This is a genomic window from Azospirillum sp. ST 5-10 (genome assembly GCF_051225715.1).
In the GTDB taxonomy this organism is placed as follows: Bacteria; Pseudomonadota; Alphaproteobacteria; order Azospirillales; family Azospirillaceae; genus Azospirillum.
On the sequence record NZ_JBPJSP010000002.1, the window covers coordinates 44,327 to 55,899 of the forward strand.

Consider the following 11,573-nt stretch of genomic DNA (forward strand, 5'->3'; position numbering starts at 1 on the left):
TCGCTCTCAATGGTAATTGCTACGCCTCGGCGTTTCACAGAACCACGCGTACGTCTGCTCGACGCCGGATCGGAGATCAATGCGGGGCTGCCAGCCCATCTCGGTCAAACGACCGACATTGAGAAGTTTGCGAGGAGCCCCATCCGGTTTGCTCGTGTCAAACGCCAGTTGCCCCTCATATGCGACGACGCTGGCGATGATCTGCGCCAAGTCCATGATCGACAGGTCTTCGCCAGAGCCGATGTTGATCGCCATTTCGTCGGAGTAATGTCCCATCAGAAACACACAGGCGTCCGCCAAGTCGTCGACATGCAGGAATTCCCGCCGCGGACGCCCCGACCCCCACACCTCGACCGTGTTCGCGCCCGTGACCTTCGCCTCGTGGATCTTGCGGATCAGCGCCGGCACAACGTGGCTCGACGCGAGGTCGAAGTTGTCGTTGGGTCCGTAGAGATTGGTCGGCATGGCGGCGATGAAGTCGCAGCCGTATTGCTTGCGATAGGCTTGGCAGAGCTTCACGCCGGCGATCTTGGCGATGGCGTACCACTCGTTGGTCGGCTCGAGCGGACCGCCGAGCAGGGCCTCCTCGGGGATGGGCTGCGGCGCCAGCCGGGGGTAGATGCAGGAGGAGCCGAGGAACAGCAGCTTGGCGACCCCGGACCGCCACGCCGCGTTGATGACGTTGGTCTCGATCGCCAGATTGTCGTAGATGAACTCGGCCGGCCGGGTCGAATTGGCGAGAATGCCGCCGACCGTCGCCGCCGCCAGCACGACCACGTCCGGCCGCTCGGCCTCCATCCAGGATTCGACCGCATCCTGCCGACGCAGATCGACGCGATCCCGCCCGACCGTCAGGACCGTGCAATCCTCGCGTTCGAGCCGCCGGACGATGGCCGACCCCACCATGCCGCGATGCCCGGCAACCCAGACGCGGCGGCCCGCGAGGGAAAAAATGGGCTCATTCGGACGGAGCATGGCGACGCGCCTTGTCCTTCAGGTGGTGCAGGTCGCTGTCGACCATTTCGCGGACGAGGTCAGGGAAGGGCGTCCGGTGCCGCCAGCCCAGCTTCTCCTGCGCCTTCGTCGGGTCGCCGAGCAGCAGGTCGACCTCGGTCGGCCGGAAATAGCGCGGGTCGATCTCCACCAGCACCTCGCCGGTCCGGGCATCCACGCCACGCTCGTCGACGCCGCTCCCCTGCCATGCGATGGTGCGACCCACGCTGGCGAACGCCAGTTCGACGAACTCGCGCACCGAATGGGTTTCGCCCGTCGCCAGCACATAGTCGTCCGGTTGCGGCTGCTGAAGCATCAGCCACATGCCCTCGACGTAGTCACGGGCATGTCCCCAGTCGCGCTTGGCGTCGAGGTTGCCCAGGTGCAGCGTCCGCTGCATGCCCAGTTCGATCGAGGCGACGGCCCGGCTGATCTTGCGGGTGACGAACGTCTCGCCGCGGGTCGGCCCCTCGTGGTTGAACAGGATGCCGTTCGATGCGTGAAAGCCGTACGCTTCGCGGTAATTGACCGTGATCCAGTACGCGTAAAGCTTCGCCGCCGCATAGGGAGAACGCGGGTAGAACGGCGTCGTCTCCCGCTGCGGCACCTCCTGGACCTTGCCGTACAGTTCCGACGTCGACGCCTGATAGAAGCGGACCCGGTCGCGCATTTTGAGAATGCGGATCGCCTCCAGCAGCCGCAAGGTGCCGATGCCGTCGGCGTTCGCCGTGTATTCCGGCGTCTCGAAGCTGACCTGCACGTGACTCTGGGCGGCGAGGTTGTAGATCTCGGTCGGTTGCGCCTCTTCGACCACCCGCAGCAGGTTCGTCGCGTCGGTCAGATCGCCGTAGTGCAGGACGAGCCGCGGGTTCGGTTCATGCGGATCCTGGTAGAGATGATCGATCCGTTCCGTGTTGAACGAGGACGACCGGCGCTTGATGCCGTGCACCACGTACCCTTTGGCGAGCAGGAGCTCGGCCAGCCAGGCCCCGTCCTGACCGGTGATGCCGGTGATCAGCGCGACGTTCTTCGACATGGTGCGTTCAGTTCGAGTGGCCCGGTTGCCGGGGCACTAAGCCCATATCCTCCCGCTTGCGTCAAGGTCGCACGCCGCGCCAGAACGCCAGCAGTTCCGCCTCCTCGCGCTCCGGCGCGTAACGCGCCGCGGTGGCCCGCCCGGCGGCGACGCGGGGCGCCGCCGTGCCGTTCCGCACCGCCCCGAGGCAGGCGGCGAGTTGGCGCACGGCGCCGTCGCAGTCGTCGTCGCGCGCCCACCAGCCGTTGTCGCCGGTGGCGTACTCGCGCCCGCCGTCGCCGAGGAAGCCGGTCACCGCACAGCCCGACGCCATCGCCTCCAGCCCGGTCAGCCCCACCCCTTCCAGCCGGGCCAGGGACAGGAACACCGCGCTGCGCGCCATCGCCCGCGCCACCTCGGCCTCGCTGGCGTCGGCCAGCTCGACCCAGGGCATGCCGCGCAGGCCGGGGTGCTCGTGGATCAGGCGGTCGCGGATGTGGCGGTACTCGACGGGACGCTTGCGCGGCACCACCGCCACCTGGAACGCCTTCTCCTCGGCCGGGCGGTAGAGCGCCGGGTCGATGGCGAGGTGTACCGTGGCGACCGGCAGCCCGGGCAGACGGCGGCGCAGGAAGGCGGTGATGACGTCGCCGCTGGTGTAGGCCGCCTCGATGCCGAAGACGCGCACGTCGGCGGCTCCGGCGAGGCCGCCGGCGAGATAGAAATGGTTCTGGCAGAACATCACCTTGCGCGCCGGGCTGGCCGCCATCGTGCGGAAGCTGTGGCGGGCGTCCTCGGCCATCACCACCACGTCGCCGGCCGCGAAGGACAGCCCGGCGAAGGCGTGCACCGGCACGTCGGGAGCGGCGAACCAGGCCGGCCGCTCCGCCCGGGCGTGGACGACGACGGCGTCCAGCCCGTGCCGCCGCAGGATCGCCACGTGGCGGTAGGCGACCTTGATGCCGCCGGCGATGCGTCCCTGCTCGACGAAATAATGAATGCGTCCCATGCCGTGACCTTTTGGCGCCGCGGCGCGGCCGCGTCAACCCGCCGGCGCGCCGGCCGCGCGACTCCTGTTGACAGACTGGCACGCGTCTTGCCACACCGCGTGCTGGCTTCTTCCGCGCAGGACCCCGATGACCCCGCCTTCTCCGGCCGCCGCGCCCGCCCCCACCGAACCCGTCCCGGTCCCGGCCAGCGGCGCGGGCGAGACGCCGGAGGCCCTGTTCAGCCGCGCGGTGGCGCTGGCCCGTGCCCAGCGCGGCGCCGAGGCGATGGCGCTGATGGAGCGGGTCGCCGGCCTCATGCCGGCCGACCCGCGGCCGGCCTTCAGCCTGGCCCTGATGCTCCAGGGCGCTGGCAACGCGGTTGCGGCCGAGCGCTGGCTGCGCAGCGCCGTCAAGCGCGACCGCAACCACGCCACCGCCTGGTTCACGCTCGGTTGCCTGCTGGCGGGGCAGCGGCGCAACCGGCCGGCGGCGGTGTGCTTCCGCAACGTGCTGCGCCGCGTCCCCAACCACGCGGACTCCCACGCCAACCTCGGCACCGTGCTGCGCCGGCTGAAGCAGGACGAGGAGGCGCTCTACCACATCCATCGCGCGGTCGAGCTGAAGCCCGACGACGTCGGCCGGCGCTACCAGCTCGCCATCGCGCTGCACGCCGTGCACCGGCTCGACGAGGCCGCGGTGGAGTTCCTGAAGGTGCTGGACGCCCGCCCGGACGACCTCGACGCCCTCTACAACCTCGGCGTCACCCTGCCGCCGCTGCGCCGCGAACCCGAGGCCGCCGCCTGCTTCGAGCGCATCCTCGCACGCGATCCCCACAACGTCGGCGCCAACTACCAGCTCGGCCGGCTGGAGATCGCCCGCGGCCGTCACGCCGCCGCGATCGCCCGCCTGCGCCTCGCGCACGCCCTGGAGCCGGACCACGCGGAGGCGCTGCGCCACCTCGTGCGCGCCTCTCTGCTGCAGGGAGCGGCGGACGAGGAGGAACCGCTGCTGCGCCGTATCGCCGCCATCGATCCCGAGGACGGCGGCGCCCAGCGCCGCCTCGGCGAGCTGGCGCAGGCGGCCGGCCGCGACGCCGAGGCGCTGGACCGGTTCCTGGCCGCCCTCGAGGCGGACCCCGACCGCGAGGGCTCGCTGGCCGCCATCCGGCCGATCCTCGAGCGGCTGGGACGGGGCGACGAGTACGCGGCGATCGCGCTGGCCAAGCCCTCGCAGTACCGGCTCTGGCTGGACGAGCACCACGCGCTCGACGATGGCGACCGCCGCGCCATCGCCGCCCGCATCACGGCAATGGTGGAGCCGCCGCGCTTTTCGGTGATCATGCCGGTCTACGACCCGCCGGCCGAGTATCTCGACGCCGCCATCCGCTCGGTGCGCGCCCAGCTCTACCCGCACTGGGAACTGTGCATCGCCGACGACGCCTCGCCCGACCCGGCGATCCGGCCGCTGCTGGAGGCCCACGCCGCCGCGGACGGGCGCATCCGCCTGGTCTTCCGCACCGCCAACGGCCACATCTCGGCCGCCAGCAACAGCGCGCTCGAGCTCGCCACCGGCAGCCACGTCGCCTTCCTCGACCACGACGACCTGCTCGCCGAGGACGCCCTCCACCACATGGCCGAGGCGCTGGCCCGCCACCCCGACGCCGAGCTGATCTACAGCGACAACGACACGGTCGACGAGCACGGCATCCGCTTCCGCCCGCACTTCAAGGGCGGCTGGGATCCCGACCTGTTCTACGCCCAGAACTACGTCACCCACCTCAGCGTCTACCGGCTCGACCGGGTGCGCGCCCTCGGCGGCCTGCGGGAAGGATACGAGGGCAGCCAGGACTGGGACCTCACCTTGCGCGTGGTCGAGGCCGCACGGCCCGACCAGATCCATCACGTGCCCTTCCTGCTCTACCACTGGCGGGCCATCGCCGGCTCCACCGCCGCCGGGGCGGAGGCCAAGCCTTACTGCGTCGACGCCGCCGTGCGGGCGATGACCGACCATTTCGCGCGCACCGGGCAGGCGGTCTCGGCGGTGGTGCCGACCACCTGGGGCTACCGCGTCGTCCGTCCGCTCCCCGATCCGGCACCGCGGGTCAGTGTCATCGTGCCGACCCGCGACCGCATGGACTTCCTCGGCCCCTGCGTCGAGGGCGTGCTGGCCGGCACCGACTATCCCGACGTCGAGCTGATCGTCATCGACAACGGCAGCCGCGAGCCGGAGACGCTGGCCTACCTGGCGGCCCTGGAGCGCGACGGCCGGGCGCGGGTGCTGCGCGACGACGGTCCGTTCAACTACGCCGCCCTCAACAACGCCGCCGCCGCCATCGCCACCGGCGCTCTCCTGTGCTTCCTCAACAACGACACCGAGCCGGCCGGGCGCGGCTGGCTGGCCGAGATGGCGTCCCAGGCGGTGCGGCCGGAGGTGGGCGCGGTCGGCGCCAAGCTGCTCTACCGCGACCGCACGGTGCAGCACGTCGGCGTGCTGACCGGCATCTGGGGCATCGCCGCCCACCACAACGTCGGCCTGCCGCGGGAGCATCCCGGCTATTTCTGCCGCTCCCAGCTCATCCACACCGCCTCGGCGGTGACCGGGGCCTGCCTGGTGATGCGCAAGGCGGTGTTCGAGGAGGTCGGCGGCTTCGACGCCGAGAACTTCCACGTCAACTACAACGACGTCGACCTCTGCCTCAAGATCGGCGCCGCCGGCTATCGGGTCCTGGTGGATCCCCACGCCGAGCTGTTCCACTACGAGTCCGCCTCGCGCGGCATCTATCTGACCCCGGCCAAGAAGGCGCTGCTGCAGGAGGAGGGCGACCGGCTCCTGGCGAAATGGGGCGAGCGCCTCGCCGACGATCCCTGGTACAACCCCAACCAGTCGCTGCGCGTGCCCTACGCCCGCGACGAGGAACCTCGCATCGTCAGGCCCTGGGCCGGCGAGCGGAGCGTCGGGTGAGCGGCGGCCCGACCAGCGACTACTACGCACCGGGCAGCCTGAGCCTTGCCTTCTACGACCTGATGGCGGCGCTGGCCGCCCGCCACCTCGCGGCCGACGTCGATTTCTACGCGGCGCTCGCCGGTCCCCCGCCGGCCGCGGTGCTGGAGGTCGGCGCCGGCACCGGTCGCGTCGCCCGCGCCCTGGCGGAGCGGGGCTACGACGTCGTCGGACTCGACCGTTCGGCGGAGATGCTGGCCGTCGCACGCCGGACCGCGGCGACGGTGCCGGGGCCCGGCCAGGCCCGCTACCTGTGCGCCGACATGACGCGCTTCGCCCTGGACCGCCGTTTCGCGCTGGTGATCGCACCGTTCTACGCCTTCAGCCATCTCGACAGCGACGACCAGCGGCGGCTCGCCCTCGGCTGCATGCGCGACCATCTGACCGCGGACGGGCGCATCGTGCTCCACCTGGTGCGCGCCGAGGTGCTGGCCGCGGCGATCCCCGCCGATGCGCTGGACGGCCAGCGCACGACGGTGCGGCTCGACGGGCGGGCGCTGGAACTGCGCGTGCGCGTCGCCGAGCGACTCGTCGACCGGCGGCGGCAGGTCTGCGAGCAACGGATCGAGTATGTCCTGGTCGACGGCGCCGGAACGGAACGGCGGCGCAGCGTCGAGACCTTGCGCTACGGCTGGATGAGGTCCGACCAGCGCGACCGCCTGCTGGCCGCAACCGGCCTGCGCCTGCTCGAGCGGCGCAGCGCCTTCACCGGCGATCCCGGCGGCGAGGACATCCTGGTCCTGGGTGTCGGACGGAGTCCGTCGACCGAATGACGCCTGAAGCCTTCCCTCGCACGCCCCTCTCGACCACGGCCACCGCTTTGGTTGCCGGGTTTCACGGTCCCGGCGACGAGCCGCTCGTCCCGGAACCGTCGCCGCCGGCCGCGAGCGGACCGCCCTCCGTATCGAGGCCGTAGAGGATGCGGTGCCGCCGCGCCGCTTCGGCGATGCCGACCGTCGGCGGCACGCCGGCGGCGAGACGGTCCCACAGCCCCGGTTCGTCCAGCGCCCGCGCCATGACCGCCGCCAGATCCTGGGCCGAGCCCGGGGCGAAGTGCAGGCCGGCGGCGCCGTCCGCCACCCGTTCGGCCATGCCGCCGACGCCGGAGCAGAGGACCGGCCGCTTGTGGGCGAAGGCCTCCTCGATCACCAGCGGGGCGTTCTCCCACCAGACCGACGGCATCACCACCCAGTCCACCCGTCCCATCAGCGACGGCACGTCGACGGCGTCGTAGGGCCCGTACCAGGTGACGACGCCGCGCAGACGCTCGATGGACTCCCGGAAGGCGGCGGCGAACGCCTCGGTCTGGTAGAGCATGCCGCCGTGGACGTGCACCGCGAAATCGCCGCGCCCCGCGGCCATCAGCCGCTCCACCGCCGCCAGCAGGACGTTCACGCCCTTGAAGCGGTTGATGTGCCCGAAGAAGCCGAAGGCGTTGCGCCGCCCCCCCGGCGGCAGCCGACGGTGCGGCGCCGGGCCGACGGGCCGGCGTCCGTTCGGCACCACCGTGATGCGCTCGGCCTCCAGCCCCCACTCGACGTAGCGCTGCTTGAGGAACCGGCTGGGTGCCACGAAGCGGTCGACCAGCGACAGCATCGCCTTGATGTGGCGCTCGCGCAGGGAGAACTGCCAGGGATCGATCGCGGGAAAGCAGCCGTGGCAGGCGTCGGGCGAGGCGCCGCGGCACAGTGAATCGTCCGCCACCCGCACCATCTGCCCGTCGCGGTGGCAGATCGGGTAGTAGTCGTGCAGGGTGAAGACGATCCGCGCCTTTGGCAGCAGCCGGCGCACCAGGAACAGCGTCTCGACACCGATCATCAGCGCGTGGTGGAAGTGCACCACGTCGGGACGGAAGCCGGTCAGCAGCGACGTCAGGTCCGGCACCACGCCGCCGAGGTCGAGCTGCGACAGGAAGAAGCGGTCGACGTGGCCGGTCCACAGCAGCACCTCGTCGGCCGAGCGGCCGACGGTCTGGAACGAGGTGCCCGGCTTGCGCTCGCGGTGCAGGGCGTTGGTGCAGGCGAGATAGAGCGCCTCCACCGTGCCGGATGCCACCATCTCGCGGAACAGTTCGTGCGACGCGATCTCCGTGCCGCCGGGATTGAGGCGGGGATGGCTGTGGACGACGTAGAGGATACGCGGCTTGGCCATCACGGCCGGTCCGCCCGGCGAGCCGCGGCCACGGCGGGGCCGTCGAGCGGCGGCAGCGCCCGGCCCATGACCTCCTCCATCAGGCCGCTCCAGCGGCTGGCGTGGAGCCATTGGTTGTACAGGCCGGCCGCGGTCTTGGTGTAGCCTTCGTGGGTTTCGATGGAGCGGCGTTCGTAATGGAACAGCTCGGCCTCGGGCGCATAGGCGATCTCATGGCCGGCGGACCGCAGCTTCAGGCACAGGTCGGAATCCTCGAAGTCGCCGATCACGTAGTCCTCGCAGAAGCCGCCGACGTCCTCGAAGACGCCGCGCCGGATCATCAGCGTCGCGGCGGTGACGCCGGGCACCAGCCGGGCCCGGCAGGCCGGCGCGAAGTCGCGGGGCAGCCCCTTGAAGTAATGATGATTGTACCAGCGCCCCTGGTAGTCGCGATCGAAATAGAGGCCGGCGTGCTGCAGCGACTGGTCGTCGAACAGCAGCTTCGGCCCGACCGCGGCGACGTCGCGGCGGGCCTCCAGCACGGCGTGCAGGGGCGCCATCCAGCCGGGCGCCACCGGCAGCACGTCGGAATTGACGAACACCAGCGTCGCGCCGCGGGCGAGGGCGGCGCCGCTGTTGCACGCCGCGGCGAAGCCAGCGTTGTCGCCCATCACCGCCAACCGGCAGGGCAGGCCGTAGAGCCGCTCCAGGCAGCGCAGAAAGTGCTCGAGGTCGACCCGCTGTTCGGGCGAATCGAGCACGAAGATCAGCTCCGCCGCCGCCATCGCCGGATCCAGCGCGAACGCCGCATATTGGAAACGCAGATAGTCGAGGTTGCGGTACAGCGGGATCACCAGCGAGGCCGTCGGTGCGGCGGGCGGACAGCCGAAGGCGACCACCTCCGGCGGCCGGCGGGCCGCCCGCAGCGCGCGCTGCAGCGCCCGCACCGGCGTCGCCAGGAGATCGGCGATCACGGCGGGCGTCAGGCGCTCCGGCGGCACCGCCGCGAGGATCCGCTGGCGCGCCTGGCGGGGGGTCGTCGCGGCCAGGGGCGGCACCGCGGTCAGCACCCCGCCGGAACGCAAGGCCACCTCGAACGTGTGCTGGAAGGCGGGGAAGGCCGGGCCGCCGGACAGGAAGGCGGCGAAGCCGGACCCGCCGCCGTCCGCCGCATGCGGACCGCCGGCATAGGCCTGCTCGACGTCGGAACGGGGAAACCGGACGGCGAAACGGTCGACCGCGCGGCGCGATCCGTCGGCGGCCAGGGCGGTGACCCGCTCCACCGCTCCATAGGGATCGTGCAGCCAGCCCGCGACGAACAGCCCGCCGATGTCCCGGCCGACCGCCAGGTCGACACCCACACCCACCGGTTCCGTGGGCCTGCGCACCTCCACCGGGGCCGCCGGTGCATAGAGCTGGGCGTCGCGCAGAAGGCTCGCCGCGGCCAGACCGCCGGCGGCGGCCAGGGTGCGGTGGATGTACTGCCGCGTCGCCGGCGCCACCCCGCCGCCGCGCGCCGTCAGGGCGGCAAGGAGCCGCGCCGGCGTCGACGCCGGCACACGGCGGCAGCACACCCCGCCCGCGCCGAACAGCAGCAGGGCCTGCGGCGGACCGTCCGGCGCGCGCACCGGCACCATCAGGTCGAACGGCACCGTCGCGCCGCCGCCGCGCACCAGCGGGCCGAAGGGGCTGCGCCAGATCCGTCCCCGCCCCACCGCCACGACCGTTTCGATCGGCCCCAGGCCGGCCGGCACCAGCCCCTGGCACAGCGCGAAGCCGGCGCCGCCGGCGGTCATCGGCGCCCGCCCGCCCGGCGGCGGGAAGGTGCCGTCGAGGATGCCCGACAGCGCGGCGACGACCCCGGCGTCCCCCTGCACCCGGAACATCGCCGGGCCGGTGTCGAACAGGGCGCGCAACGCGCGCGCGCGGTCGCGCGGCTCGAGGGCGCGCAGAACGGCCAGCAGGCGCTCCGGATCGCCGGGCTCGGCGGGAAGCGCCGCTTCGCAGCGGCAGCGCCCCTCCGAATCGAGCAGCGCGACCGTCCCGCCGCCGTCCGTCCGGCCAGGCAACCGCAGGAGAACCAGGAGATCGGTCCGGCCGGCGGCGGCGAAACGCACCGTCAGCTGCGGCCTCGGCGCCGGTCGCCCGTCGACCAGCACCGAGACCGGCATCGCCGGAACCGTTGCCGTCAGGACCGCCAGGGCCGGCGACAACCGGCTGACCGTGGTCACGCGGAAGGCCGGCAGGGCGGTCGACGGCAGCTCAGCGTCATCGAACATCGGGCGAAGCACCGCCGGCGCAAACGGCGCGAGGCCGTCCCCGGGTCGCGGGAGCCGGCCCCGTCCGTCGTGGCAGTCCAGCCATCAGCCGATCTGGAAGTAGCTGTCCGGATTCCGGGTCAGGTCCTCGAAGGTCAGGCCGTTCAGGGTCAGGGTCACGGTGTCGCTGCCCAGGGTGATCACCACGTTGCCGCTGGCGTCGGTGGACAGGTGCGACACCACGTCGGACGCCTGGGTGATGGCCAGCCCGTTGATGTTCTGGGCGATCTGGATGCGGTCGCCGGTCGAGAAGTCGAGCACGAAGTCGTGGCCACCACTGGACGAGATCACGAAGGTGTCGTTGCCGAGGCCGCCGGCGAGATAGTCGTCACCGCGCTGGCCGTACAGCACGTCGTCGTCCTGCCCGCCGAAGAGGGTGTCGCTGCCCTGGCCGCCGAAGACGGTGTCGGCCCCCTGGTTGCCGTAGACGACATCGTCGCCGGCTTCGCCGTACAGGCCGTCGGTGCCGACCTGGCCGTAGAGCTGGTCGAACCCGCTGCCGCCGAACGCCCGGTCGCTGCCGCGGCCGCCGAACAGCACGTCATCGCCGCCCGGGCCATCGCCCTGGGCGCCCGCCAGGGCCGACGTCCGGTCGTCGCCGTACATGATGTCATCGCCGGTCTCGCCGTACACCTGATCGTTGCCGACTCCGCCGGCGACCTCGTCGCCGCCTTCGCCACCGTAGTTCAGGTCGTCGCCCTCGCCGCCGTCCACGACGTCGTTGCCGGCGCCGCCGAACTGGGAATCGTTGCCCGCCCCGCCGCCGATGATGTCGGTGCCCTGGCCGGCGACGACGATGTCGTCACCGAGAGACCCGGCCACCGTCACCGTGTCGTTTGCCGAGGAGTCGATGACGACCTTGTTGTTGGTGTCGGTCAAGGTCACCGTCTGGGTCGGCGTCGTGATCGACACCTTCTGGATCGACGTTTCCGAAAGGCTCTGCTGAGTCAGGATCGCCGAGATCACGTCCTTGGTGACCTGGGAGATGGACAGGGACGTGTCGATGATACCGCCGGGAACGGTGGCCATGGTCTATCTCCTACGCGCCGACATTTTCTTACGTGTGTATTCTATTTCGCGAAAGCGCGGAAGCGGTAAGCCCTACGGACAGGAACATTTCCCGGCGCC

Annotated in this window: 8 protein-coding genes; 2 read left to right on the forward strand and 6 right to left on the reverse strand. The window is 71.5% G+C overall.

Features of this window, described 5'->3' with window-relative positions; genetic code table 11:
• Window positions 1–6: 6 nt before the first annotated feature.
• The 3 genes from fcl to ACSBPG_RS02610 all read right to left on the reverse strand — a co-directional run bounded on the left by fcl (window position 7) and on the right by ACSBPG_RS02610 (window position 3,017).
• The gene (fcl, locus tag ACSBPG_RS02600) at window positions 7–975 is read right to left on the reverse strand and encodes a GDP-L-fucose synthase (RefSeq protein WP_435535540.1); all 969 of its coding nucleotides are present in this window, start codon (window positions 973–975) and stop codon (window positions 7–9) included.
• A complete protein-coding gene (gene gmd, locus ACSBPG_RS02605) occupies window positions 959–2,029 on the reverse strand; it encodes a GDP-mannose 4,6-dehydratase (RefSeq protein WP_435535541.1) in 1,071 nt (356 codons plus the stop codon). The genes fcl and gmd overlap by 17 nt, the downstream gene beginning before the upstream one ends.
• A 61-nt stretch (window positions 2,030–2,090) precedes the next feature.
• Window positions 2,091–3,017 carry a glycosyltransferase gene (locus ACSBPG_RS02610; RefSeq protein ID WP_435535542.1) on the reverse strand — a complete coding sequence of 309 codons (927 nt, stop codon included), beginning with the start codon at window positions 3,015–3,017 and terminating at the stop codon, window positions 2,091–2,093.
• 127 nt (window positions 3,018–3,144) lie between these two features.
• On the opposite strand from ACSBPG_RS02610, the gene ACSBPG_RS02615 reads away from it, so the two are divergent.
• Together ACSBPG_RS02615 and ACSBPG_RS02620 are read left to right on the forward strand one after the other, a co-directional pair.
• Window positions 3,145–5,958 (forward strand): glycosyltransferase, encoded by a 2,814-nt coding sequence (locus tag ACSBPG_RS02615; protein WP_435535543.1) that lies wholly within the window; start codon window positions 3,145–3,147, stop codon window positions 5,956–5,958.
• Window positions 5,955–6,770, forward strand: coding sequence for a class I SAM-dependent methyltransferase (locus ACSBPG_RS02620; protein WP_435535544.1), 816 nt, complete (start codon window positions 5,955–5,957; stop codon window positions 6,768–6,770). Before ACSBPG_RS02615 ends, ACSBPG_RS02620 begins: the two co-directional genes overlap by 4 nt.
• A 61-nt stretch (window positions 6,771–6,831) precedes the next feature.
• On the opposite strand, the gene ACSBPG_RS02625 is transcribed toward ACSBPG_RS02620, so the two are convergent.
• The 3 genes from ACSBPG_RS02625 to ACSBPG_RS02635 all read right to left on the reverse strand — a co-directional run bounded on the left by ACSBPG_RS02625 (window position 6,832) and on the right by ACSBPG_RS02635 (window position 11,474).
• The gene (locus ACSBPG_RS02625) at window positions 6,832–8,148 is read right to left on the reverse strand and encodes a glycosyltransferase family 4 protein (RefSeq protein WP_435535545.1); all 1,317 of its coding nucleotides are present in this window, start codon (window positions 8,146–8,148) and stop codon (window positions 6,832–6,834) included.
• Complete coding sequence (locus ACSBPG_RS02630; protein WP_435535546.1) at window positions 8,148–10,406, reverse strand: glycosyltransferase; 2,259 nt, start codon at window positions 10,404–10,406, stop codon at window positions 8,148–8,150. Before ACSBPG_RS02630 ends, ACSBPG_RS02625 begins: the two co-directional genes overlap by 1 nt.
• An 84-nt stretch (window positions 10,407–10,490) precedes the next feature.
• Window positions 10,491–11,474, reverse strand: a complete 984-nt coding sequence (locus ACSBPG_RS02635; RefSeq protein WP_435535547.1) for a calcium-binding protein — start codon at window positions 11,472–11,474, stop codon at window positions 10,491–10,493.
• Between the last annotated feature and the right edge of the window lie 99 nt (window positions 11,475–11,573).

Bases quoted from the DNA above. Each gene is read 5' to 3' on its own strand.
- ACSBPG_RS02635 (WP_435535547.1), bottom strand. From the start codon at position 11,474: ATGGCCACCGTTCCCGGCGGTATCATCGACACGTCCCTGTCCATCTCC.
- ACSBPG_RS02615 (WP_435535543.1), top strand. From the start codon at position 3,145: ATGACCCCGCCTTCTCCGGCCGCCGCGCCCGCCCCCACCGAACCCGTC.
- ACSBPG_RS02630 (WP_435535546.1), bottom strand. From the start codon at position 10,406: ATGTTCGATGACGCTGAGCTGCCGTCGACCGCCCTGCCGGCCTTCCGC.
- fcl (WP_435535540.1), bottom strand. From the start codon at position 975: ATGCTCCGTCCGAATGAGCCCATTTTTTCCCTCGCGGGCCGCCGCGTC.
- ACSBPG_RS02610 (WP_435535542.1), bottom strand. From the start codon at position 3,017: ATGGGACGCATTCATTATTTCGTCGAGCAGGGACGCATCGCCGGCGGC.
- gmd (WP_435535541.1), bottom strand. From the start codon at position 2,029: ATGTCGAAGAACGTCGCGCTGATCACCGGCATCACCGGTCAGGACGGG.
- ACSBPG_RS02625 (WP_435535545.1), bottom strand. From the start codon at position 8,148: ATGGCCAAGCCGCGTATCCTCTACGTCGTCCACAGCCATCCCCGCCTC.